Here is a 22,797-nt window from a genome sequence, read left to right as displayed (position 1 = left end):
CCTCGTCACGTTCGCGCGGGTCGGCCGCGGTGCGGGCGTTGACCTCGCCGGAGAAGACCGCGGCGGCGGCCGGGGCCCCGCCGAGGACCGAGGCGAACGAGCCGTCCACGGCCAGCACCGTCATGCTCGGGTTCAGGGCCTTGGAGAACACCACGAACGCCCCGCCGTGGTAGCGGGAGATCACGCAGAACACGATCGGGCCGCGGAAGTTCACGATCGCCCGGCCGATCTCCGCGCCGTACTCCAGCTGGAGCTTGCGCATCGACTCCGGTGAGCCGTCGAAGCCCGCCAGGTTCGCCAGCACCACCAGCGGACGGTTCCCGCTGGCGGCGTTGATCGCCCGGGCCGCCTTCTTCGACGACCGCGGGAACAGGGTGCCCGCGGTGTAGGTGTCGGGGCCGTCGGCGGGCGGGAATCCGCGCCGGGGCACCGCCCGCGACTCGATGCCGAGCAGGCAGACCGGCCTGCCGCCCAGATGGACGTCCTGGACGGCCGCGGTGTCGGCGTCGGCCATGCCCGCCCACCGCTCCAGCACCGGGTGGTCCTGGTCGGACAGGGCCCGCATGACCGTCCGGATGTCGAACGGCTTCTTGCGGTCGGGGTTGGCGGTGGCCGAGAAGATCTCGCCGACGGTGGTGAAGTCGCTGCCCTCGATCAGGTGCGGGAAGCCGGAGACATCGCGGTCGAACGGGTCGGAGGTGGCGACCGGACGCGGCGCGTCCTCGCCGGGCGCGATGTAGGGGTGGTCGTAGTGCGCCATCACCACATCCCGTGCGGCGGTCAGGTTCGGCGCCCAGTACTGCGCCTGCCCGTTGGAGCCCATCACCCGGTCGTAGCCGCCGATGCCGAGTTCTCGGTGCCCGACTCCATGGAGATCCGCGCGCCGGACGACAGCGCGTACCACTCCAGCGGCACCCGCAGCCGCTCTGTTCACCGTGAAGCAATGAACCGGCGCAGTACCTGCTCGGCTTCGGTCTGCCGGACGTGCCGCATCTCAGCTTCGGTGTGGCCGTGCTCGCCCGTGGCGGCCATCTGCCGGATCCCCATGTTGCCGAGTGCGAACAGCACGAGCAGCAACCGCTTGCTCAACGTCTCCTTAGAGAGCATCTCGCGAGTCGCCACCGAGGTGAACAGGTCCGGGAAGTCGGTGATGAACGCGGTGTTCTTCACAATGTCGAGCAGGTCGATCGTTCCCCACCGACGCTGTACCTCGGCCTTCAGCGCGGTGAGGTTCTTGGGCTCGGGCAACTTCTCCAGCTTCGGAACGTTGACCCATGTCTTGCCCTTCCGTGTGGTGATCTTCACACCGCCAGTCGTGCCCTCGACCAAGCCAGTGTTCAACCGGTCCAAGCCCGCGGTCAACCGCGACTTCAGGTCCGCGATGAACTCGGTGGAGTCCATGGGCTTGGACAGCGCGGCGTAGTGGACGTCGCGGTTGGTCTCGAAGTCTCCGGGCAGGTCCTCGTCCGGGTCCCGCCACCGTCCCGCGCCCTGGACGTACACCTCCCTACGGCGTAGCGCTTCCCTCAGGGAGATCAGCACGCACAGCTCGTACGGGATCCGCTCGAACCGTCCGGACTCCGCGTTCATCACCGCGTCACGCCACGCCCACTGCACCACGCCCTCGATCGGTACGCGCTCGGTCGCGTCGTAGTACTGCTCGCTGGGAGCGACTCCGGCGTACCGCGCGGCGCTGCTCGTCGAGCGCGCCGAACGGTGGTCGCCCGCCGACCCCGGCCGCGTCCTGCGGCCAGGTGGGCTCCCGCCGCTGTTCGCCCTCGCCGTCGGCGCCCGCGACGGAGCCGCCGCGACGGTCGGATGCGCCCTCGCCCAGGTCCCCGGCGGCCTCACCATGGGCGAGGTCACCGGCGTCCCGCTGGGCGTGGCCGCCGGTCTGACGCCCGGCGGCGCCCCGGGCGTCACCACCCCCGAGACCCACCTGGACCCCGCCGCCTTCTTCACCGCCCTCGCCCCGCACTGCGTCGGCCGTCCCCGCCCCGAGGACATGGTCGTCACCACCCGCTCCTGGGACCCCGACCCCACCACCGACCTGCACACCCGCCTCGCCCACACCCACGCCCTACTGACCCCCACCCCCTGATCGACGACGCCCGCGCCACCACCTCCAACCCCGGCCCACCTCCAACCCCGGCCCACCGCCGACGCGGATCCCCTGCGGACCGCGCACAGCGCGTACTCGGGGCTTGAGCAGCAATGGAACGGCCAGTCACGTTGAGGAGCTTGGTGGGCGGCTCTTAACGTGACTGGCCGTTCCGATTCGGGTGGGGGTGGATCGGGTACCGGTTCGGTGACTGTGTGTTGGTTACCGGTGGGTCGGTCCTACTTTGCGGCGTATGCCGGTGGAGTTCTTGACTGATGATGAGGCGGCTGTCTACGGGCGGTTCGCGGGGGCGCCGTCGCAGGCGGATCTGGAGCGGGTGTTCTTCCTCGATGACGAGGACCGGGCGCTGGTGGGGTGGCGGCGTGGTGAGCACATGAGGTTGGGGTTCGCGCTTCAGCTGGTGACGGTGCGGTGGCTGGGGGCGTTCCTGGAGGATCCGCTGGATGTGCCGGGGGAAGTGCTGGAGTTCGTGGCCGGGCAGCTCGGTGTTGAGGACCCGTCGCAGGTGAAGCGGTACACCGAGCGGCGGCCGACGCCGTTCGATCATCAGCAGGAGATCCGGCAGGCCTATGGGTGGAAGGACTTCGTCTCGGTCGAGGCGGAGTTCGTTGCGTGGGTGGCGGCGCGGTCGTGGACGTCGGGGGACGGCCCGAAGGCGATCTTCAACGATGGGGTGGGGTGGTTGCGGGAGCGCAGGGTGCTGCTTCCGGGGGTGAGCACGCTGGTGCGGCTGGTGGCGAGGGCCCGGGACGAGACGACGAAGCGGTTGTGGGGGGTGCTGGAGGGGCTGCTCTCGGTGGGGCAGCGGCATGTGCTGGATCAGCTGCTGGAGGTTCCGGCGGGGGTGCGGGTGTCGGATCTGGAGCGGTGGCGCAAGGGCGTGGTGCCGCGGGCGTCGGGCCCGTCGGTCATCAAGGCCCTGGACCAGGTGTCGGAGATAGGCGCGCTGGACCTGGCGGGGCTGGGTGCGGAGGGCCTGGTGCCGCCGCGGCGCCTGGGCGAGCTGGCGAGGTATGGGATGCGGGCGGACGCCTCGGCTCTGCGCCGTCATCTGGAGGGCAAGTCGGTCGACAACGCCCTGGGGCTGCTGGACCTGCTGATGGCGACGGAGCTGGTGAACAAGGCGCAGAACGCCTCCAACAAGGAGAAGGTCCGCAAGCACCCGCGCCTGGCGGTGGCGGTGGAGGCTTTGCTCGAGGCCGAGGGGTGGGGAGGCCCGGACGAGGAGGTGCGGGTCGAGCAGGTGTGGGAGGCGATAGAAGCCGTCGTGTCCCGCGCGGAGCTGCGCGCCGCCCTGGTCCTGGTGAACGAGAGCGTCCCGCCGGCCGACGCCGCAGATCCCGACGACTGGCGGGCGGAGCTGGTGGGCCGCTACACCACGGTGTCCGGGTTCTTGAAGCTGCTGCCGCAGGTGATCTGCTTCGGGGCGAACGTCGAAGGCACGGCGGTCCTGGAGGCGATGAACGCGCTGCCGGACCTTATCAACTACCGTAGCCGCCTGCCCGCGCCGCTGATCCCGGCCGCCTCATCGTGGAGAAGGTGGTGAGCCGGCCGTGGCGGCGGCTGGTGTTCGGCCACCCGGTGCGCGAAGACGCCTTGGTGAGCCGACACGCCTACGCCTTCTGCGTGCTGGAGCGCTTCTGGCGAGCCTTGAAGCGCCGCGAGATCTACGCCGACGCCTCCACCAAGTGGCGCAACCCCCAGGCCGAGCTGCTGGATGGCGCCCAGTGGCAGGCGATCCGGCCTGACGCGCTCACCGCGCTCAGCCTCCCGGCCGACCCGGACGCGCTCCTGGCCGGGCACGCCCGCACCCTGGACGCCGCCCTGCGCGAGGTCGGCGGGCGCCTGGCGGCCAACCCCGATGTCCGCATCGACGGCTCCGGACGGATCCACTTGACGGGGGTGAGGCGGTGGAGGAGCCGCCGTCGCTGGTGGACCTGCGGGCCCGCACCACAGCGATGCTTCCGCGGGTGGAGCTGCCCGAGGTGATCTTGGAGGTGATGGGGTGGGTGCCGGAGCTGGCCGGGGCGTTCACCGCGGTATCCGGCGGCCGGTCCCGGTTGAAGGACCTGCCGGTCTCGATCGCCGCGTGCCTGACCGCGCGCTCGCTGAACGTCGGGTACCGGCCGATCGCCAAGAAGGGCGTCGAAGCTTTGGAGCGCTCGCGGCTGTCGCACGTCTACCAGAACTACTTCCGGCCCGAGACGCTCGCGCCGGCGAACGCGCCGCTGGTCGACAAGCAGGCAGGCCTGCCGCTCGCCCAAGCGTGGGGTGGCGGCCTGGTTGCCGCGGTCGACGGGATGCGGTTCGTCGTCCCCGTCCCTGCCGCGTTCGCCCGCCCCAACCGCAAGTACTTCGGCTCCAAGCGCGGCATGACCTGGCTGAACGCGATGAACGACCGCAGCATGGGCCGCGCGGTAAGAATGGCTTCGAGCCGTTGGTTGCTCCAGGGCCCCTCTGGCCTCTGGCGACCCCGACTGTCATATGTAACATTTATGTCTCTTTTTCCTTGGCGACTCGGCCCTCGCAGCCGCCGATGACTAGAGAGGGCCACCGGCCTGGGACTTTACTCTTCGTGATCACTTCCACGCGATCAACTTGTCCGTTATGTCTACTTATCTATAGTTTACTCCTGTTCATCATCGGAGCCTCTGGTGTGTGAGGCATCCGTTGGTACGCGGGCCGACCTGACTTGCCGAGGCTCCCTAGCCGAGGAGTAATCAGGTGCAATCGATCCGGCGCGTGCTCGCGCTGATGGTCGCCGCGCTGTCCATGACAGCGACGACAGCGGCCGTCATAGCGGTCCCTACCGCCACACCGGCCAGCGCGGCAGACGCCCCGGCGGGCGAGTTCTCCCCCCTGTGGGAGACCCCGGTCCTGTCCGACACGACGGTCCCGGCCAACGGGAGGATCGTGGTCCAGGTGCTCGGCCAGGGCGGGATCCCGGCCTCGGGTGTCAGCGCGGCGTCGCTGAAGTACACGGTGAAGAACGTCGGAGAGGCCGGCTGGCTGGAGGTCTACCCGACCGACCAGGCCGCGCCGAGCCTGCCAACGGTCAGCTACTACCCGGGCGAGGCCACGACCAACGCGGACCTGATGCGGATCACCTCCACCGGCCAGGTGTATGTCGCCAACCACAGCGGCAAGGCGATCACCGTCTCGGTGACCACCGACGGCTACTTCCTCGACGGGTCTGCCGTCGGCACGATCGTCAGCCGCAACGGCGGCCGCTGCGCCGACGCCGCAGGCAACAGCTCCGCGAACGGCACGGCCATCCAGCTGTACGACTGCATCACCGGCCACGGCGCCCAGCGGATCACCCTGGCCGCCGACGGCACCCTGCGCATCTTCGACAAGTGCATCGACATCACCGCCGGCGACTTCAACAACGGCACCAAGCTGCAGCTCTACACCTGCAACGGCAGCCCCGCCCAGCAATGGGTCCCCCACTACGACGACGGCACCATCGTCAACCCGGGCTCCGGCCGCTGCTTCGACGCCGCCGCCAACGGCACCTCCAACGGCACCCTCATGCAGATCTGGGACTGCAACGGCAGCGCCGGCCAGTACTGGGACATCCCCCAGCCCACCGGCGGCAAGACCGGCTACCGAACCCTGCCCGCCACGTCGCTGTTCGACTCCCGCTACGGAACCGGCGTCCCCTCCCAGACCACGCCCATCCCCGCGAACGGCTCCCTGAGCATCGACGTCCACGGACGCAACGGCATCCCCACCACCGCCGACGAGGCAGGCGCGGTCGCTCTCCACGTGCTCGCCACCCAGCAGACCGCCAAAGGCACCCTCGGCCTGCACCCCTCCGACGCGCCCAAGAGCTCCGCCATCCTGGCCTTCAACACCGACGAGTCCAACAGCGTCTTCACCATCGCCCAGATGTCGGGCACCGGCAAGCTCACCATCGAGAACAACAGCACCGGCACCGTCCACGTCATGATCTCCGTCCGCGGCTACTTCACCTGGACCGACGCCGCCGCAGCCGCGAAGTTTATGCCTGTACCGGCTCAGGCTGTTTTCGATAATCGCCCGGTAGACGGCGTTGAAGACTCCGACCGTGTCGTAATTCCGTCCCAGGGATCTGTCATCGTTGAAGCCAGTTCGGCAAGTGATCGATCGACGAACACCATCTCTGCAGCCGCTCTCACCTTCAACGTGTACAGCCCCACGAACAAGGGCTGGCTCAGCGCCTATCCCACAGGACAGACCGACCCACGCGTCGGATCCGTCAACTGGGGTTCCGGAGACGACACCTCCGGATTCGACACCGTCATCCCCTCAGACGAGGGCCAGGTGACGGTGACGAACCACTCCGGCGGCACCATTTATCTTCAGGTGATCGCGCAGGGCTATTTCATCAAGCCAGAAACGGTCGACGCCAATGTCGTGCTCGCCGATGAAGGCAATGTCTCCTTCGGTGTCGAAACGAGGGCATTCGATGAATCCGGCGAGTCAACCGGATCCAGCAGCATAAGCCAGACCACCGGGAATTCCGAGGACTACCAAAATAGCGTTCCCGATTCCATCGGAGTCGCTCCGGCCGAGGGCAGCCATCGCGGGGTCTGGGGCGGATGGAAGACCTCCTCCGGGGGGCGCAGCGTGATCGCATACATCAAGCAGAAGGCCCTGGCCGGGACTACACAGTGGCAAACGAATCTTGAAGTCCGCTACAACTTCAAGAACAAGAAGATCACAAGCCACACTTCGCGTACCTTCCTTACGAATGTCGACGCCTTCAGCGCCGTCCTGACGGCGAGGGACTACTTCACCTACGACTACAACTACGCGAGCATGGGTGCGAAGAGCGGATGGGCGCGAAAGGTCTCGGCGACCGTCAAGCGCTGCGTCTTCCCCGGCGTAGGCATCGGTCCGGTCACCGTGCCCAAGGTCTGTGTTTACAAGCACCCGGCACTCAACGTGTACGCGCACGCCGATGGCACGTGGTACTGGAGCGCCACAAATGGGTGAGGGCAATGAAGCTGGAAAGGAAAAAGAATGAGTAATATAGCAAAAGCACTCATGTTCGCGGGACTCGCGCTGGTCTCGATCATCGCGATCTTCCTCATCGTTGTGGTCCTATTCATCGTGCCTGTATGACCTCCACCCAATAGGCCGTTCAGGCAGAGCACCGCACCTGCGAAGCCCCGGATCTTGACGAGGCCTCACCCTCTCCTTCGGCGGGTATATCGCCTGAATGTGACAGGAAGCGCTTCGGGGCGTTCACGGCAAGGCTTCCCGGTCGTGTTCGTTAAACGACCGTTTGACGAACACGACCAGGAAACCCCGCCGAGCCAGGGCCTCGGTGTGTCGTGTCCGGTTCGGGTGTTCATTTTCCCGTTCATCTTCACCCGCGCCCTGCTACCGTTCAGATTCATCGCACGAGACGTTTGATGAACGGAAGGAGGTCCCGTGGCGCTCATCGGCCTGGTCCGGGTCAGCACCGACAAACAGAAGACGCAGGGGCAGCACGACGCCCTCGGCCCGATCTGCTGGAAGGTCTTCGAGGAGAAGACCAGCGGCAAGCTCGCCACCGCCGACCGGCCCGACCTCCTCACCGCCCTGTCCTACATCCGCGAAGGCGACCTGCTCTGCGTCCAGGAGGTCGACCGGCTCGGCCGCGACCTCCTGGAAGGGCTGATCGTCCTCAACGACCTGTTCCAGCAGGGCGTCGGCGTGAAGGTCCTGGAGGGCATCGGGGCCGGAGAGCACACCGAGCGCTCCTTCATCCTCGACCTGGCCCTCGCGCTCGCCGAGGACCGGCGCCGCGACATCGTGAAGAAGACCAAGGACGGGCTGGAGGCCGCCCGCCGCCAGGGCAAGGTCGGCGGCCGCCGCCCCGTCGTCGACGACGACAAACGCGCCGCCATCCTCGACCGCCACCGCCGCGGGGAATCCATCCGCACCATCGCCGCAGGCGTGAAGGTCTCCATCGGCGTCGTCCACAAGACCCTCAAGGCCGCGTCTGAGGGCACCCCTGCCAACTGACGACAGTTCCCAGCCGCGTTCCATTGCTGCTCAAGCCATGACTCCCGGGCCGTTTGGCCGGTCTGTTGATCTTTCGCGAAGATGGGCGCGTGGCCACCATAGTCGTTGAGATCCATGTCCCCTTTCACCCGGCGCCGGCCGTGCCCGAAGGCGAGTATCCCTATCCGTGGATCGACGTGATCGAAGACTTCCTGTGCCGCCTGGAAGACGAAGGCGAGGTCGAGGTCTTCGATGATGGCGAGGAGTTCGGAGACGTCTACGTCTTCTTCCTGACCGGGGCGAAGGAAGAAGCCCTGCTGGCCACCGCGTCTCGCACCGCAACGCTCGACGGTGTTCCCCCCGGGGTGTTCGCCATGGTCACTGATGACGAAGCAGAGGAGTTCGGGTTCGGCCGTCGCGTGGATCTGCCGCTGACCTGAGCCGACCTGATCCCCGGCCAGCCGGTCCCACCGCCACAGCCACAATGACCGATCACGCTCAGCTACTTTGCCCTCGCCGCTGCTGTAGGAGTTCAGGCCGCAAGGTCGGCGGCCGCCGCCCCGTCGACAACGACAAACGCGCCGCGATCCTCGACCGCCACCGGCGCGGGGAATCCATCCGCACCATCGCCACAGGCGTGAAGGTCTCCATCGGCGTCGTCCACAAGACCCTCAAGGCGGACCGCGCACAGCACGTACTCGTCCACCTGCGCACGTGACCAGGCCACCCCGCTCCTGACGCCGCCGGGGCTGTCACGCCGAAGGGCCTCGGCGAGCTCAACGAGGCCCTGGACGCCGAGGGGGTCGCCTACACACCTCCGAGATCTACCCACCGTGTCTGACACCGACGCCTTCGACCCCTCCGCGCTGCGGCGCCACTGGGACCGGCTACTCCCCCTCCTCGACGGCGCCCTGTCCGACACCTGACGGTCCCGGCTCACCGGCGCGTGTGAGGGTCGTTGATGGAGGCGTCCTCGTTGCGGGGCCGTCTCCCGTAGTTTGTGACGGGGGCGGCCTGGGCCGCTGGGGCCGACGTGCGGTGGGGGTGGTGTCAGGGTTGGTTGAGGATGGAGAGGTGGTCGTCGGACAGGTGGAGGGAGGCGGCGGCGGTGTTGTCGGCCAGGTGGGTGAGGGAGGAGGTGCCGGGGATGGGGAGGATCACCGGGGAGCGGTGTAGGAGCCAGGCGAGGGCGATCTGGGCGGGGGTGGCGGCGAGTTCGGCGGCGACGGTGTTGATGGCGTCGGCGTCGGGCGTGAGGGTGGCGGGGTGGACGGGGCGCCAGGGCAGGAAGGCGATGCCTGCCTGTTCGCAGGCGTCCACGACGGTGTCGTGTTCGCGGTCGAGGAGGTTGTACCGGTTCTGCACGCTGGCGATCTCGACGATCTCGCGTGCTTCGGCGAGTTGCCCGACCGTCACCTCCGACAGGCCGATGTGGCGGATCTTCCCGGCGTCGCGCAGGTCCCGCAGGGCGCCGACCTGGTCGGCGAGCGGCACCGCGGGGTCGACGCGGTGCAGTTGGAGCAGGTCGTGGTGTTCGACGCGCAGGCGCCGCAGCCCGTCGTCGACCTGGGCGCGCAGGAACTCCGGCCTGCCGCAGAGATCCGCTTCACGACCGGGCGCCGTCGGCGCGACACCGACCTTCGTGGTGACGAGCAGCCCCTCCGGGTAGGGGTGCAGCGCCTCGGCCAGCAGTTCCTCGTTCGCGCCCCACCCGTACAGGTGCGCGGTGTCGATCAGGGTGACGCCGAGTTCCACGGCCCGCCGCGCGACCGCGATCGACCGGTCCCGGTCCGGGCCTGGGCCGGTGGGCAGCCGCATCGCCCCGAACCCGACCCGGCCGACGACGAGCTCTCCCGCGATCGCGAACGTGTCCATCGGTGATCTCCCGTCGTGAGGCCCCCACGCTAGCGCGGGCTCCGGCCACACGGGGAACCGCCGGCAGGCCCCGGGCACGGTGCCGTCGGGATCAGCGGGCAGCGGACGCGGCGGGGAGGGAGACACCGTTCGCGGTCGCCGGGTGTCGGGTGCTCAATGCCCGCCCGGTGGGCCGCAGTGGCGTGACGGTGTCGGTGGCCATCGCGGTTTTTGGGGTGGCGGTTAAGTCTATCTAGGTAGATAATCGGGGCATGGTGCGTGGAAGGCGGTTGTCTCCGCAGACGGTGGCTGTGCTGGTGCGGCTTGGGGCGGCGGGGGCGGGGTGGAGTCATGGGTATGAGTTGTGTCGGGGGCTGGGGTTGAAGGCGGGCACGGTGTATCCGATTCTGATGCGGTTGGCGGAGCGGGGGCTGGTGGAGACGGCGTGGGAGACGTCGCCGCCGCGGGGGCGGCCGGCCCGGCACCTGTATCGGCTGACCGCCGCGGGGGGCGAGCTCGCGGCCACCGCGGCGGCGGAGGCCGCCGAGGCCGAGCGGGATCGCGCGGCGGGCTCACGTCCGGCGCGGCTCGCACCCGGGACTGCTTGACCGCCTACCAACGCTGCCAGGAGGCCCCCGATGTCCGCGTTCGTCCCGTTTCTGATTCTGGTCGCTCCCGCGGCGGTGCCCGCGCTGGTGGTGCTGGCCGTGAGGCTCCGTGGCGCCGTCCGCGACGGCGGCGCGCCCGCCGCCATGCGCGCGGCCCTGCGGAACGGGGTGCGGCGGCCGGTGCGGCGGTGGCTGCTCGCCGTCGGCGTCGGCGCGGGCCTGGTGACGGCCGGGGCGGAGTGGGCGTACCTCGCGGTGGTGTCCGGCGGGCCGCGCGAGGGCTTCGACGTGGTGTTGCTCGCGCTCGTTCTCGGGCTGTTCGGCGCGGTCGGGTGCGCGGCGGTCGCGTGTCTGGGCGCGGTGGCGGTGACGCGGGCGCGCGGGTTCGGGGCCGGGACGGTCGTGGGCCTGTTCGTGTTGGGCGCGGTGGCGGGCGGTGTCGCGGCCGCGTACCTGCCGGTGCGGGCCGCCTATCTGGCCGAGCCGGGCGGGTTCCCGGTGGTCGCGAACCTCGCGGACGGGGATCTGCTGGTGCCGTTCGACGCGTTCCTCCTCGCGCTCGCCTGGTGCGTCCCGTGGCCGATCCTGACGGCGGCCCTCGCCGCCCGCCCGGCGACCGCGACGCCGCGTGACGTCTGGCAGCTCCTCCTCGACCTGGCCACCGCGAGCCTGCCCGCGAACCGCGCCACGTGGGGCGCCGCGCTGCGCGCGGAGCTCGCCGCGGTCGACGCGCCCGCCGAGCGGCGCGGTTTCGCCGTCGGCGGGGCGTGGGCGGCGCTCCGGACGGGGTGGCTGGCGGGCGCGTGGGCGTGGGCCCTGGGGGTGGCGGCCGTGGTCGCGGCGGGGTCGTTCACGGCGTCGCGCTGGTCGCTGGCACACGGCCAAGGCGGCATCCTCGGCTTCTGGCTGACGTTCCCCGGCGCCGTCCTGCTCGGTGTGGCGCTCGCCGCCGCGTGGCGGCACCGGTCGTTCGGTTCGGGGCTCCGCACCGGGATGATGTCCGGCGCCGCGGCTTTTGTGGCGGTGCTGGTGGTGGCCGTCCCGGAGGCGGTGGTGTGGGCGAGCCGCAGGGCCGGATACCTCAGCACGGGCGACGCGGTCCCGCCGACGTGGCAGTCGGCCGTCCTCGACGTGCTGCGCCCGGAGTTCCTCCTCACCATGCTCACCGTGTGGGCGGTGGGCATGGCGGGCGGCGCCGCGCTCGGCACGGCCCTCGGCCGACTGCGCCGCCCGCCGACCGGGCCCTAGGGCGTCGAAGACGATGACGCCGCGCAGGCCACGGACGGCGTGACAGGATCAGGGGTGTGCGAGAGCAGCGGTACAGCGTCCAGAGCCGGCCGGGCGGGCAGGGCCGCATGTTCGTGCCCGTGCCGTTCGACCCCGACGCGGTCTGGGCGCCCAAGTCCGTCCACCATGTGGCGGGCACGGTCAACGGGGTGGGCGTGCGCGCGGTGATCGGCGAGCACGACGGGCGGCGCGGGTTCCTGCTCGGCCCGGCCTGGGTGCGCTGCGGCGTGCGGCCGGGCGCCCACGTCGAGGTGGTCCTGGCGCCTGAAGGGCCTCAGCGGGCGGACCTGGCCGAGGACGTCGCCGCCGCCCTGGAGGCCAGCCCCGCCGCCGGCGCCTTCTTCGACTCCCTCGCCCAGTTCTACCGCAACGCCTACCTGCGCTGGATCGACGCCACCACACGCCGCCCCGAGGTACGGGCACAACGCGTCGCTGAAGTCGTCGGCCTGCTGGAAGCGGGAATCAAGCAGCGCCCCAAGCCCTGAACCGGCCCCCGGAGCACCCGGCCCGGCGCCGGGCGGTCACGCCGGGCGGCGTGGCCAGTTCCAGGCGGAGCGCAGGACGAAGGCCAGGAGAAGCACCTCGAGTCCGATGGAGAGGCCGTAGAAGTAGGAGTAGGACCACGGCTCCCCTGCCGCGTTGTACACCGTGACGGGGATGTAGAGCGTCGCCACGACGAGATTGACGGTGCGGTTGACACGGGCGGGCAGTGTCACGGACAGCAGGATCATGAGGATCGGGATGGCCATGAGCGTGAGCGCGACGGCGACGAAGGTCGGGCCCAGGTCGAACTCGTGGACGACGCCGGCCAGGAGGTCGTCCAGGAAGCCGGGCTTGTACAGGGCGAGGTAGTCGACGTAGATGTAGAGGAACATGAAGCTGGTCCATGCCGCGGCGAGCTTGGCCTGCACGGGCAGACGCAGGTCTTCCAGCGTGCTCTGGGACGGCGGATTGTCTGGTGCGGTGTGGGGTTGAGGTGTTCTCATCACCGTGCTCCTTGGCTTGATCAGGTGGGTGCTTCCACCTTCGCGGATGCCGTCGGCGGGCACATCAGCCCCGGAGCCTGCTCCGACCTGGTCGTTGGCACAGCCGACTTCTTGTACTTTCGGCGGATACACCGGACACGCGGGCTGCCTAGGCTGTCCAAGATGGCCACCAACGCACTCCGCTCGCTGTGGGCCGAACCCCGACCCGCGCGTCCCTCGGACCGGAGGCCGCGGGACTGGGCCCTGGTCGCGGTACTGATCTGCTGGTCCGTGCTGGAAGCGGCGCTCCGCGAGGACATGGCGCCGCTCCCGCTGCTACTCGTCGCCGTGCTCGCGGTCGTCGCCCCCCTTCCGTGGCGACGCACCCACCCGCTCGTCGTGTCCGCGGTGGCTTTCGGCACGGTGACGGTGGTCGACCTCGTCCGCGTCCTCACCGGATCGCAAGGCACTCTGCCCTCGAGTGTCGCGGCCACCCTGCTCATCACCTACGCCCTGTTCCGGTGGGGCTCCGGCCGGGAAGCCGCCAGCGGCCTCGGCGTCATCCTGCTCTGGCTGGCCATCACGTGCGTCGCCGAAACGGGCAGCGTGGCGGAGATGGTCGCCGGATACGCGTTCTTCCTGTTCGCCGCCGCGCTCGGCGCCGCGATCCGCTATCGCACGAAGATCCGCGTCCGCGACATCGACCAGGCCAAGGCCCGCGAACGCGAACTGCTCGCCCGTGAACTCCACGACACCGTCGCCCACCACGTCTCGGGCATCGCCATCCAGGCCCAAGCGGGACGTGCCGTCGCGGCCTCCCACCCCGAGCGTGCCATCGAGGCCCTGGCCGTCATCGAGGACGCGGCGACCCGCACCCTCACCGAGCTGCGCGCCATCGTCGGTGTGCTCCGCTCCGCACAGGACACCGAGTTCGCGCCGCGGCCAAGCGTCGCCGAGGTCGAGCGGTTCGCCACCGAGGGCCGGACGCGTCCCCGCGTCGAGGTGAGGCTGTCCGGCGAGCTCGACGACCTCAGCCCGGCGGTCGGGGCCGCGATCTACCGCCTGGCCCAGGAGTCCGTCACGAACGCCCGACGGCACGCCCGCCACGCGACCCGGGTCACCGTCGCCGTCACCGGCGACACCGACCAGGTACGGCTGACCGTCGACGACGACGGCTCCGCCGCCGGCGGCCGCGCCCCGGCGGGCTACGGCCTGGTGGGCATGCGGGAACGCGCCGCGCTGCTCGGCGGCACCTTCCACGCGGGCCCCGCCGCCGCGCGGGGCTGGCGGGTGGAGGCGGTCCTGCCCCGAACCGGGGCACCACGATGAGCATCAGGGTCCTCATCGCCGACGACCAGCCCATCGTGCGCACCGGGCTGACCATGCTGCTCGACGCCCAACCCGGCATCGAGGTGGTCGGCGCGGCCGCCGACGGGCGCGAGGCGGTCCGCCTGGCGCTCCTGTTGCGCCCCGACGTCGGCCTGTTCGACATCCGGATGCCGCTGATGGACGGCATCGAGGCCACCCGGCGCCTCGCCGGGCCCGACGTCACCGACCCCCTGCCGATCGTGGTCATCACCACCTTCGACCTCGACGAGTACGTCCACGGCGCGCTCAAGGCCGGCGCCCGCGGGTTCCTGCTCAAGGACGCCGGACCCGCCCTGTTGACCCAGGCCATCCACGCCGCCGCCGACGGAAACGCACTGATCGCCCCCAGCGTGACCGTCCGACTGCTCGCGGCGTTCGCCCACGCGGAGACCTCACCGCCGAGGCAGCCGAGAGAGCCGCTCACCGCCCGCGAGGAGGAAGTCCTCGTGCTCGTAGCCCAGGGCCGCACCAACAATGAGGTCGCCGGCGAGCTCCACATCACCCCGAGCACCGTCAAAGCCCACCTCGCCAGCCTCATGCGCAAGCTCGGCGCCCGAAACCGCGTCGAGGTCGCCATGTGGGCCCACGAGACCGGCCGCGTCTGACTCGGCACCGTCCACAAGACCATCACCGAAGCCCGACCGTCCGACCAGAGGACCTGACCCGGCTCGCCACCAAACCGACACCGCGATCCGCGCGGCGGCCGCCGCAGCGGTGGACGGGCGACGACGAGAACGCGCTCTGGAGGTCGACCGGCTGTCACCTCGTGCGGGCTGCCCCTACCGCGCGGCGGACTTGGGCGTCGCGGGCGGCGTGTCGGCGGCCGGGGCGCTTCGTCGACGTCGGGCGTTCGGCGAAGCAGGAGCCGCGGGACGGCCTCGCCGCTGACCAGGGGTTATGGTGGGGGGTCGCGGGGTAGGTGGGGTTAGACGCGTTCGATGAGGGCGACTTTGATGTGGTCGGGGCGTTTCAGGGTGCCTTCGGGGACGAGGGTGATGGTGGTTTTGACGTTGAGGGCGGAGCGGATGCGGGTTTCGAGGCGGGTGCGGAGGTCGTCGTGGTGGTGGGGTGGCAGGTCGGCGGCGTGTTCGACGACGAGTTTCAGGGGGTGCTGGGTGGAGTGGCCGGTGAAGTCGGCGCGGATCCGCATCTCGCCGGTCGCTTCGGGGGTGAACTCGAGGACGAGTTGTTTGAGGGCGGAGGGGAACACGTTGATGCCGCGGACGATGAGCATGTCGTCGGTGCGGCCGACGCAGCGGACCTTGTACCCGGTCCGGCCGCACGCGCAGGACGTGCCGGTGACGACGACGTGGTCGCGGGTCCGGAACCGCAGCAGCGGCGAGGCGCGCCGCCGTAGCGCGGTGTAGACGAGTTCGCCGTGGGCGCCCTCGACGGGTGTGACGGCGGCGCCGGTGTCGGGGTCGATGAGTTCGGCGACCATGAGGTCGGGTGACAGGAAGTGCATGCCGTCGCCCGCTTCGCACTCGCCCCAGTAGGTGCAGGCGATGTCGGTGCCGCCGAGCATCTCGCGGGCGGTCGCGCCCCACAGCGCCTGGAGGTTGTCGCGGACGGCGGGGATGCCGCCGCCGGGCTCACCGCCGACGCTGATGGCCCGCACGCCCAGTTCCGTGGCGGGTTTCCCGACGATGTCGGGCGCCTGCTCGGCGAGGTAGGCCAGGAAGTAGGGGGTGCCGATGAGGGCGTTGGGCCGCTGGTCGGCCTGGACGCGCAGCAGCCGGTCGGCGCCGGCCTCGGCGCCGATGGGAATGTCGACGATGCCCATGTACTGGAGGATCTGGGTGACGGGCAGCGCACCGACGAACCCCTTGCTCATCCCGAACGCGTGCAACACGCGGTCGCCGGGCCGGAACCCGTTGGCGTACAGGGCGCGGGCGCCCAGTTCACACCAGGTGGTGATGTCGGAGGCGGTCAGCCCCACGTAGGACGGGCTGCCGGTGCTGCCCGATGACGCCTGGATCTGCACGATCTCGTCGTCGCGCGCAGCGCCTGGTGCCTGGCCTGGCCGAAGCCGACCTGAACCCCCTCGTCGTCACCGGCCGCGGCCCGCTCGTCGTGGACGCCCGCATCGCCACGTCCGACGACCCGCCCGCACCGTCGTCCGGCACGGCCCGGCCCCGGCACGACCTCGGGAAGCTGCTGGAGCCGCGGTCGGTCGCGGTCATCGGCGCGAGCGCCAGCGGCACCGTCCTGCCGGGCAACCGCATCATCGGCTACCTCAAGAAGAAGGGCTACCCCGGGGACGTCATCGTTGTCCACCCGACCGCCGACCAGATCGAGGGATACCCGGCCGTCCCGTCCATCGCGGACATCCCACACGGAACAGTCGACCTCATGTGCGTGGTCGTCGCCGCCTCAGGGGTCGTGGACGTGATCGAGCAGGCCGGCGCGGCGGGCATCCCCGCCGCCGTCGTGATCAGCTCCGGGTTCTCCGAGGTCGGCGACCACAACCTCGAACAACGCCTCGTCGAAGCCGCCGACCGGCACGGCATCCTGCTGTCCGGCCCCAACACCGTCGGCGTCATGAGCCCCGGCAAGAACGTGTACGTCACCTTCAGCCAGGCACAGGACATGACCGCCACACCCGCCGGAGGCGTCGGACTCGTCGCACAGAGCGGCGCCATCGGCGGCGGCCTCACCGCGATGGCATGGGAACGCGGCATCGGCATCTCCCGGTTCATCAGCGTCGGCAACCAGGCGGCCCTCACCGTCACCGACTACCTCGAACACCTGACCGACGACCCCGACACCCACACCATCGTCGTCGTCCTCGAAGGCGTCACCGACGGGCGCGCGCTCCTCGCCGCCGTCACCCGCGCCACCACGGCGGGCAAACCCGTGCTGGTGTTCAAGAACGGCCGCTCCGACGTCGGCGCCCGCGCCGTCCAGTCCCACACCGGCGCGATCGCCGGCGACTACGCCGTCTACCGGGCCCTCCTGGAACGCGCGGGCGCCACCCTCATCGACTCCACCACCGAACTCCTCGACGCGCTGGAGATCCGCGCGGCGCTCCCCGACCTGCCCGCCGGCGCACGGATCGGTGTGCTGTCCACCTCCGGCGGGGCGTGTTCCATGACGGCGGACCTGTGCACCCAGTACGGGTACCAGGTCCCGACGTTCAGCGCCGCGTTGCAGGACGCGCTGTGGGGGGTGCTGCCCGAATACGCGGCGGTCGCCAACCCGGTCGACCTGACCGGCCGCGTCACCGCCGACTTCTCGATCTTCGGCAGGACCCTCGGGCTGATGCTCGACTCCACCGAGGTCGACGCGGTCGCCGTCACCATCTCCACCGTCGCCGACCCCATGGCCGTCGACATCGCCCGCCAGATCACCGACCTGCGCGCCACGACCGGCAAACCCATCATCGTGTCGTGGGCCGTGCCCGGCGAACTCGCCCCCGACGGCCTCGGCATCCTCCGCACGGCGGGGATCCCCGTGTTCAACGACCCCGCCCGCGCCCTCAAGGCCACCTCCCTCGCCAACAACACCTGACCGCCCAACGACCGGGCCCGTCTCACGGGCCCGGTCCGCAAAGCCCGGTGCGGCGTCGCGGGCCCGGTTCAGGACGGCGGGGTGGTGGCGCGCAGGTCCGCGAGGAGATCGGCCTGACCGGCCAGGGACGCGGTGAGGATGTCGCGGGCGATCCTCAGGAGATCGGCCAACTGGGGATCGGCGAGAGCGTAGTGAACGCTGGTGCCCTCCTTGTGGGCGACGACCAGGTTCGTCCGGCGCAGCACCGCCATCTGCTGCGACAGGTGCGCCGGCTCGATACCGATCTCCCGGGCCAGCTCACCGGCCGAATGGCCACGATCGCCGAGCAGCTCCAGGATCCGGATCCGGGCAGGGTGCGCCAGCGCCCTGAACAGCTCGGCCTTCACCTGGTAGAGCGGTGCCCGCACCGCCGTGCCGCGCGCGGCGTCACCGGTCATTCATTCGTCCTCGTGCTCGGGGTCGAGGTGGTCGTGCCGCTCCTCGCCGTCACCGACCCGCAGGTCGTGGCGGAGCCTGTCGAGATCGACCCTACCGCCGTCGTACTTCAGCGCCCGCGCGATCTTGCGCTGCTGGGCCTTGGCCCGCCCGCGTCCCACGATCGGACTCCCTTCGGGTTCCGCGCCTGTCATCTACTTGCGAAGTTTAGCAAGTAGGCAACGGTGGGTGTTCCCGGGGGCCTCCGCCCGGAGGCGGAGGCCGGGAGACGGGTCAGAGGGCGAGGGGGGTGGTGAAGACGCCGGGGCTCGTCTCACCGCGGATGGCGTAGGCGGCGGTGACGGTCGCGCTCCCCGGGCACAGGAAGCTGCTGCCCGACTGCTTGCCGAGCGACTGGCTGATGGTGACGTCCAGGTCGGCGTTATTGAACGCGTTGCCGACGACCGTCCCGCCGTAGACGCACGTGATGCCGAAGACGCTGACGACGGCCCGCACGCGGAACCCGGCGATGGTGACGGTGCCGTCACGGCCGCCGGGGCCCGCGGTGGTCGCGTCGAACGAGCCGCCCGCCCACGGCAGGTTCTGCGCCGTGACGGTCGTGTCGCCGCAGTCGGCGAAGCTCGCGGACGTGAGGGTGAGCGCGCCACCGCTCGTGACGCCGCCGCCCAGGGTGGAGGAGCTGCAGGTGCCGCCGCCGAGCGACGTGGTGACCGAGGCCGTGCCGATGAGCGCGCCCTGGACGTTGCCGGAGTACACGGCGCTGGTCGCCGCGTTGTACACGGGGGTGGCCGCGTGCGCGGGCGACGCCAGCGCCACCACGGCGACCGACGCGGCGCCGAGCACGGCGGCCTTGCGGAGAGCGTTCATGAGTGGCTCCTTGCTGGGGTGGTGGGGATGCCACTGCGACAGTAAAAAGCCATGACAGGCCGGTCAATAGGCGAAAGTTCTTCACCTCTGACCGGAATGTGACAGCTTTCGCGTTTGCCCTCCACGCCCTCACCCCCGCCCCACCACCACCTCCCTCCCACCCGCACCCGCGCCCAGCCACGTCAACGCCGCCACGGTCAGGGCCTCCACACCGGTCCTGAGCGTCGGCTCGACCACGGGCGCGAACAGCGAAGAGTGGTTACCCGGGATGTCCCGCTCGAAGCGGCCCTCGGCGAACGCGGTCAACACCGTGTCACGATCGAGGCCACCCCAGAACCAGAACACCGTCGGCACCCCCGCGGCGGCACCCAGATACCCGACATCCTCACTCCCCGTCAACTGCGGCATCGGCAGGAGCGCGTCCGACCCGAAATGCCCGGCGAACGCGGCGACCGTCCGATCCGTCGCGGCCGGATCACTCACCAGCACGGGAGTGCCATGCTCACGACTGATCTCCGGGACACGCTCCGCACCCGACACCGCCGCCTCCCCGTTGACGATCCGGGTGACCGCCGCCAGCACCCGCTCACGGACCTGCGGCGTGAACGTCCGCACCGAGATCCCGAGATCGGCGTGGTCAGGGATGATGTTGTCCTTCGTCCCGGCGCGCAGACTCCCCACCGTCACCACCGCCGCCTCGGCCGCCGCGACCTCCCGCGCGACGATCCCCTGGAGCCGCAACACCGTCGAAGCCGCCATCACGATCGGGTCCACCGTGTTCTCCGGCCGCGACCCGTGCCCGCCACGCCCGAACAGCCGCACCCGCAACGCGTCCAACGCCGCCATCACCGGCCCCGACCGATGCCCGACCATCCCCGCCGGCAACGGCCCCACATGCTGCCCCAACACGACCGACGGCCTCGGGAACCGGTCCAACAGACCGTCGTCCAACATCGCCCGCGCACCCGCCGCGACCTCCTCGGCGGGCTGGAACACCGCCACGACCGTCCCCGACCACGACGAACGCAGCTCGTCCAACAGGACGACCGCACCCAACAGACACACCGCGTGCATGTCATGACCACACGCGTGCATCACCGGACCCGTCACACCCTCCGGATCCGTACCCGTCGCGGTACTCGCATACGGCAGACCCGTCTTCTCCTCCATCGGCAACGCGTCGATGTCCGCGCGCAGCATCACCACAGGCCCGTCACCGTTCGCCAGAACCGCGACGACCCCCGTACCACCCACCCCCTCCGTCACCTCGGCCGACGTCTTCCGCAACTCCGCCGCCAACACGGCAGCCGTCCGATGCTCCTGGAACGACAACTCCGGATGCCGATGCAGATCCCGGTACAGCTCAGCCAGCGCGGCACCGTACCGGTCATGCCAGTCATCCGGGATCCGCCGCTCCCGGCCCGCCGCTGCGCCCGTGTCCTGCATGGCCTCTCCTCAGATCCGGAACTCCTCCAGGAATACCCAGGGCGAGCCACCCCACCTCCCGCCAGCGAGGAGCAAACCAGGCAATCCCCGGAGTATCGTTGGTGTCATCACTGATGACACCAACGATCGACACAAGGGAGACACGGTGGGACGAGGCGGCGCACGGCTCTCACCCGAGATCATCGTCGACGCGGCCATCCGCGTCGCCGCACGCGGCGAACCCGACGGCCTCACCGGCCGAGCACTCGGCGCGGAACTCGGCGCCGACAGATCAGCGGTCTGGCGGCACTTCACCGACCGCGACGCCCTCCTCCTCGCCGTCGGCGACCGCCTCCTCACCATGGCGGCCGCCGCCGTCCCCACCGGACTCCCACCCCGCGAACGCCTCCAGGCACTCGCCCGCAGCGTCGTCACCGTCTACACCGCACACCCCTACGTCGGCGCCGCCATCGCCGCCCGCACCACCCGCGGCCCCGGCGAATTCGCCGTCATCGAAATGATGCTCACCGCCCTCGAAGAAGTCGGCCTCCGCGGCGAAGCCGTCACCCGCCACCAACGCATGCTCGCCGACACCATCCTCGCCTACGCAGGCACCCTCGCCGGCTACGCCGTCCTCCCCGACCACGTCCGCGCAGCGGACGAACGCGCCTGGGCCGGCGCCTACGCCACCCTCCCCGCCGACCGGTACCCCGCCATCACCCGCCACCTGCCCGACCTCGCCCGCCACGGCTCCGACGAAGTCCTCACCGCGCTCCTGCACGCCCTCTGGCTCTCCGTCGCCGCCTCCATCCACCCAGGCGACCCCCACGCATGACCACCGCGCCGACCCACGGCAGCGGCAGAAGACCCCCGGGATGGGCGACCCCATCCCACAAGAGACGGAGACCCCAGTATGGATTCCCCCCACGACACGACAACACCAACCCCGCCCCGCCGACGCCGCACCCTCCGGCGCGCCCTCATCGCGACACCCGCCGCCCTCACACTCCTGACCGGCGCCGCCTACGCCACCACCACCGCCATGGACGTCCCCCCGCCCCACACCCTCTACCAGGTCCTCAACGCCCAACCCTCCCGCTGGGGCGACCTCTTCCCCACCCGCGAGATCACCACCGGACCACCCACACCACTCCCCACCACCCCACAAGCCCTACCCGACACCGTCCCCTGGAAGGGCGACCACATCACCGTCGCACGCTTCCTCGACCTCACCCACACCAACGCCCTCGTCATCCTACGCGACGGAGCCGTCACCCACGAGTGGTACCGCGACGGCGTCACCGACACCACACGCCTCTCCTCCTGGTCCATGGCCAAATCCATCATCTCCCTCCTCGTCGGCCAGGCCATCGCACGCGGCGAACTCACCGAGGCCGCCCGCCTCACCGACCTGCTCCCCGAACTGCGCACCGGCGACGCCTACGACACCGTCACCGTCCGCGACCTCCTCGACATGGCCTCCGGCATCAACGTGTCCGAGAACTACAAGGAGTACTGGCCCTTCACCGGCACCGCCCGCATGTACCTCACCCACGACCTGCCCGCCTTCGTCAAGGACCACCGCGACCTCGCCTTCACCCCCGGCAGCCGCGCCGACTACCGCAGCGTCGACACCCAGATCCTCGGCCTCATCCTCACCCGCGTCACCGGCATCCCCCTCGCCGACCTCCTCACCGAACGCCTCTGGAAACCCGTCGGCGCCGAACACACCGCCACCTGGAACCTCGACCGCCCCGGCGGCACCGAGAAGGCGTACTGCTGCGTCAACGCCACCGCCCGCGACTACGCCCGCATCGGCCAACTCGTCCTCGACGACGGCCGCGCCGCCGGACAGCAGATCGTCCCCACCTCCTGGATCACCCGCATCGCCACCCCCTCCCCCCACGCCCTGGGCCCCTGGGGCTACTCCGCCCAATGGTGGCACCACTCACCCACCGACCCCACCGACTACTCCGCCATCGGCATCCACGGCCAGTACACCTACGTCAACCCCGCCACCCGCACCGTCATCGTCAAACTCAGCGACCACGGCACCGAACAAGACGAACGCGAAACCTACACCGTCTTCCGTGCCCTGGCCACCCACCCCTAACCCCCGAAGCCCCACGCGCCCACCCCCGTCGCGCCGCCTCCACAGACGACCCCCGCCCACCTTCCCGGCAGCAGGCCCTCGACATCGCCAACGGCACGACGCGTGCCTCGTCCGCCACCGGAACCGTCAGGGCCCCACGGCCGATCGGCGATGTCTGCGGAAGGTGTGGTCGTACAGGCCCATCTGGTTTCTCAGCGGTCCGGGCTTGGCCGCCTTGCTCGCAGGCGGGCGGAGCACTCGATTCCCTTGAGCATGAGCGCAGCCTCC

Annotated in this window: 24 protein-coding genes and 1 pseudogene; 16 read left to right on the top strand and 9 right to left on the bottom strand. The window is 70.3% G+C overall.

All coding sequences use genetic code 11. The features are described from left to right. Positions 1-13 precede the first annotated feature (13 nt). Both LO762_RS21400 and LO762_RS21395 read right to left on the bottom strand, forming a co-directional pair. Positions 14-927 (bottom strand): annotated as a pseudogene (locus tag LO762_RS21400) (carboxyl transferase domain-containing protein); the annotation flags it as partial. A 3-nt stretch (positions 928-930) separates the two neighbouring features. Then, entirely contained in the window at positions 931-1,854 is a 924-nt protein-coding gene (locus tag LO762_RS21395; RefSeq protein WP_230617636.1) for a Tn3 family transposase, read from the bottom strand. Between LO762_RS21395 and LO762_RS21390 the strand changes: the two genes are divergently transcribed. The 8 genes from LO762_RS21390 to LO762_RS21355 all read left to right on the top strand — a co-directional run bounded on the left by LO762_RS21390 (position 1,853) and on the right by LO762_RS21355 (position 8,816). Next, positions 1,853-2,101 carry a hypothetical protein gene (locus LO762_RS21390; RefSeq protein ID WP_230617635.1) on the top strand — a complete coding sequence of 83 codons (249 nt, stop codon included), beginning with the start codon at positions 1,853-1,855 and terminating at the stop codon, positions 2,099-2,101. The two genes, LO762_RS21395 and LO762_RS21390, sit on opposite strands and share 2 nt — an antisense overlap. 253 nt (positions 2,102-2,354) lie before the next feature. Beyond that, a complete protein-coding gene (locus tag LO762_RS33140; RefSeq protein ID WP_304523680.1) occupies positions 2,355-3,668 on the top strand; it encodes a DUF4158 domain-containing protein in 1,314 nt (437 codons plus the stop codon). Continuing rightward, positions 3,665-4,111, top strand: coding sequence for a hypothetical protein (locus LO762_RS21380; protein ID WP_230617634.1), 447 nt, complete (start codon positions 3,665-3,667; stop codon positions 4,109-4,111). Before LO762_RS33140 ends, LO762_RS21380 begins: the two co-directional genes overlap by 4 nt. Then, the gene (locus LO762_RS21375) at positions 4,093-4,662 is read left to right on the top strand and encodes a transposase (RefSeq protein ID WP_230617633.1); all 570 of its coding nucleotides are present in this window, start codon (positions 4,093-4,095) and stop codon (positions 4,660-4,662) included. Before LO762_RS21380 ends, LO762_RS21375 begins: the two co-directional genes overlap by 19 nt. A gap of 184 nt (positions 4,663-4,846) precedes the next feature. Further along, entirely contained in the window at positions 4,847-7,102 is a 2,256-nt protein-coding gene (locus LO762_RS21370; RefSeq protein ID WP_230617632.1) for a ricin-type beta-trefoil lectin domain protein, read from the top strand. 441 nt (positions 7,103-7,543) lie between these two features. Continuing rightward, entirely contained in the window at positions 7,544-8,119 is a 576-nt protein-coding gene (locus tag LO762_RS21365; protein WP_230617631.1) for a recombinase family protein, read from the top strand. An 89-nt stretch (positions 8,120-8,208) separates the two neighbouring features. Next, the gene (locus LO762_RS21360; protein WP_230617630.1) at positions 8,209-8,538 is read left to right on the top strand and encodes a hypothetical protein; all 330 of its coding nucleotides are present in this window, start codon (positions 8,209-8,211) and stop codon (positions 8,536-8,538) included. Positions 8,539-8,582: 44 nt separating this feature from the next. Further along, entirely contained in the window at positions 8,583-8,816 is a 234-nt protein-coding gene (locus tag LO762_RS21355) for a hypothetical protein (protein WP_230617629.1), read from the top strand. Between the two features lie 332 nt (positions 8,817-9,148). On the opposite strand, the gene LO762_RS21350 is transcribed toward LO762_RS21355, so the two are convergent. Then, the gene (locus LO762_RS21350; protein WP_230617628.1) at positions 9,149-9,973 is read right to left on the bottom strand and encodes an aldo/keto reductase; all 825 of its coding nucleotides are present in this window, start codon (positions 9,971-9,973) and stop codon (positions 9,149-9,151) included. Between the two features lie 251 nt (positions 9,974-10,224). Here LO762_RS21350 and LO762_RS33135 point away from each other — a divergent pair, with 251 nt between their 5' ends. From LO762_RS33135 to LO762_RS21335, 3 genes are read left to right on the top strand one after another with little or no spacing between them, the layout of a single operon-like run. Next, positions 10,225-10,560, top strand: a complete 336-nt coding sequence (locus tag LO762_RS33135; RefSeq protein WP_304523679.1) for a PadR family transcriptional regulator — start codon at positions 10,225-10,227, stop codon at positions 10,558-10,560. A 30-nt stretch (positions 10,561-10,590) separates the two neighbouring features. After that, a complete protein-coding gene (locus LO762_RS21340) occupies positions 10,591-11,808 on the top strand; it encodes a hypothetical protein (protein WP_230617626.1) in 1,218 nt (405 codons plus the stop codon). Positions 11,809-11,864: 56 nt separating this feature from the next. After that, complete coding sequence (locus LO762_RS21335; protein ID WP_230617625.1) at positions 11,865-12,332, top strand: YdeI/OmpD-associated family protein; 468 nt, start codon at positions 11,865-11,867, stop codon at positions 12,330-12,332. A 36-nt stretch (positions 12,333-12,368) separates the two neighbouring features. On the opposite strand, the gene LO762_RS21330 is transcribed toward LO762_RS21335, so the two are convergent. After that, complete coding sequence (locus tag LO762_RS21330; RefSeq protein WP_230617624.1) at positions 12,369-12,833, bottom strand: DUF6326 family protein; 465 nt, start codon at positions 12,831-12,833, stop codon at positions 12,369-12,371. Positions 12,834-12,995: 162 nt separating this feature from the next. Here LO762_RS21330 and LO762_RS21325 point away from each other — a divergent pair, with 162 nt between their 5' ends. Together LO762_RS21325 and LO762_RS21320 are read left to right on the top strand one after the other, a co-directional pair. Then, complete coding sequence (locus LO762_RS21325; RefSeq protein ID WP_230617623.1) at positions 12,996-14,141, top strand: sensor histidine kinase; 1,146 nt, start codon at positions 12,996-12,998, stop codon at positions 14,139-14,141. Then, the gene (locus LO762_RS21320; protein ID WP_230617622.1) at positions 14,138-14,785 is read left to right on the top strand and encodes a response regulator transcription factor; all 648 of its coding nucleotides are present in this window, start codon (positions 14,138-14,140) and stop codon (positions 14,783-14,785) included. Before LO762_RS21325 ends, LO762_RS21320 begins: the two co-directional genes overlap by 4 nt. A 320-nt stretch (positions 14,786-15,105) precedes the next feature. Here the strand turns inward: LO762_RS21320 and LO762_RS33605 are convergent, their stop codons facing one another. Beyond that, positions 15,106-16,164 carry a phenylacetate--CoA ligase family protein gene (locus LO762_RS33605; RefSeq protein ID WP_230617621.1) on the bottom strand — a complete coding sequence of 353 codons (1,059 nt, stop codon included), beginning with the start codon at positions 16,162-16,164 and terminating at the stop codon, positions 15,106-15,108. Between LO762_RS33605 and LO762_RS21310 the strand changes: the two genes are divergently transcribed. Beyond that, positions 16,146-17,690 (top strand): acetate--CoA ligase family protein, encoded by a 1,545-nt coding sequence (locus LO762_RS21310; protein ID WP_230617620.1) that lies wholly within the window; start codon positions 16,146-16,148, stop codon positions 17,688-17,690. The genes LO762_RS33605 and LO762_RS21310 overlap by 19 nt on opposite strands. Positions 17,691-17,758: 68 nt before the next feature. Here the strand turns inward: LO762_RS21310 and LO762_RS21305 are convergent, their stop codons facing one another. The 4 genes from LO762_RS21305 to LO762_RS21290 form a co-directional block, all read right to left on the bottom strand. Further along, on the bottom strand, positions 17,759-18,127 hold the full coding sequence (locus LO762_RS21305; RefSeq protein WP_230617619.1) for a metalloregulator ArsR/SmtB family transcription factor: 369 nt from the start codon (positions 18,125-18,127) through the stop codon (positions 17,759-17,761). Continuing rightward, positions 18,128-18,286: a DUF3073 family protein gene (locus LO762_RS21300; protein ID WP_230617618.1), complete on the bottom strand. Its 159-nt coding sequence runs from the start codon at positions 18,284-18,286 to the stop codon at positions 18,128-18,130. 112 nt (positions 18,287-18,398) lie between these two features. Continuing rightward, positions 18,399-18,992 carry a hypothetical protein gene (locus tag LO762_RS21295; protein ID WP_230617617.1) on the bottom strand — a complete coding sequence of 198 codons (594 nt, stop codon included), beginning with the start codon at positions 18,990-18,992 and terminating at the stop codon, positions 18,399-18,401. A 129-nt stretch (positions 18,993-19,121) separates the two neighbouring features. Then, positions 19,122-20,438, bottom strand: coding sequence for an amidohydrolase (locus tag LO762_RS21290; protein WP_230617616.1), 1,317 nt, complete (start codon positions 20,436-20,438; stop codon positions 19,122-19,124). Positions 20,439-20,583: 145 nt separating this feature from the next. On the opposite strand from LO762_RS21290, the gene LO762_RS21285 reads away from it, so the two are divergent. Beyond that, on the top strand, positions 20,584-21,252 hold the full coding sequence (locus tag LO762_RS21285; protein ID WP_230617615.1) for a TetR/AcrR family transcriptional regulator: 669 nt from the start codon (positions 20,584-20,586) through the stop codon (positions 21,250-21,252). Positions 21,253-21,330: 78 nt separating this feature from the next. Further along, positions 21,331-22,530: a serine hydrolase gene (locus LO762_RS21275; RefSeq protein WP_255687462.1), complete on the top strand. Its 1,200-nt coding sequence runs from the start codon at positions 21,331-21,333 to the stop codon at positions 22,528-22,530. Positions 22,531-22,797: the final 267 nt, after the last annotated feature.

Origin of the sequence: Actinocorallia sp. API 0066 (genome assembly GCF_020991275.1) — a bacterium.
Lineage (GTDB): Bacteria > Actinomycetota > Actinomycetes > Streptosporangiales > Streptosporangiaceae > Actinocorallia.
Note: the sequence above shows the minus strand (reverse complement) of the source record. Positions and strands in the feature narration are given on the sequence as shown.

Excerpts from the sequence above, each read along its gene's own strand:
- LO762_RS21330 (WP_230617624.1), bottom strand. The coding sequence starts at position 12,833 with ATGAGAACACCTCAACCCCACACCGCACCAGACAATCCGCCGTCCCAG.
- LO762_RS21390 (WP_230617635.1), top strand. The coding sequence starts at position 1,853 with ATGGGCGAGGTCACCGGCGTCCCGCTGGGCGTGGCCGCCGGTCTGACG.
- LO762_RS21325 (WP_230617623.1), top strand. The coding sequence starts at position 12,996 with ATGGCCACCAACGCACTCCGCTCGCTGTGGGCCGAACCCCGACCCGCG.
- LO762_RS33135 (WP_304523679.1), top strand. The coding sequence starts at position 10,225 with ATGGTGCGTGGAAGGCGGTTGTCTCCGCAGACGGTGGCTGTGCTGGTG.
- LO762_RS21340 (WP_230617626.1), top strand. The coding sequence starts at position 10,591 with ATGTCCGCGTTCGTCCCGTTTCTGATTCTGGTCGCTCCCGCGGCGGTG.
- LO762_RS21310 (WP_230617620.1), top strand. The coding sequence starts at position 16,146 with ATGACGCCTGGATCTGCACGATCTCGTCGTCGCGCGCAGCGCCTGGTG.
- LO762_RS21320 (WP_230617622.1), top strand. The coding sequence starts at position 14,138 with ATGAGCATCAGGGTCCTCATCGCCGACGACCAGCCCATCGTGCGCACC.
- LO762_RS21395 (WP_230617636.1), bottom strand. The coding sequence starts at position 1,854 with ATGGTGAGGCCGCCGGGGACCTGGGCGAGGGCGCATCCGACCGTCGCG.
- LO762_RS21305 (WP_230617619.1), bottom strand. The coding sequence starts at position 18,127 with ATGACCGGTGACGCCGCGCGCGGCACGGCGGTGCGGGCACCGCTCTAC.
- LO762_RS21290 (WP_230617616.1), bottom strand. The coding sequence starts at position 20,438 with ATGCAGGACACGGGCGCAGCGGCGGGCCGGGAGCGGCGGATCCCGGAT.
- LO762_RS33140 (WP_304523680.1), top strand. The coding sequence starts at position 2,355 with ATGCCGGTGGAGTTCTTGACTGATGATGAGGCGGCTGTCTACGGGCGG.
- LO762_RS21275 (WP_255687462.1), top strand. The coding sequence starts at position 21,331 with ATGGATTCCCCCCACGACACGACAACACCAACCCCGCCCCGCCGACGC.
- LO762_RS21350 (WP_230617628.1), bottom strand. The coding sequence starts at position 9,973 with ATGGACACGTTCGCGATCGCGGGAGAGCTCGTCGTCGGCCGGGTCGGG.
- LO762_RS21355 (WP_230617629.1), top strand. The coding sequence starts at position 8,583 with ATGACCGATCACGCTCAGCTACTTTGCCCTCGCCGCTGCTGTAGGAGT.
- LO762_RS21295 (WP_230617617.1), bottom strand. The coding sequence starts at position 18,992 with ATGAACGCTCTCCGCAAGGCCGCCGTGCTCGGCGCCGCGTCGGTCGCC.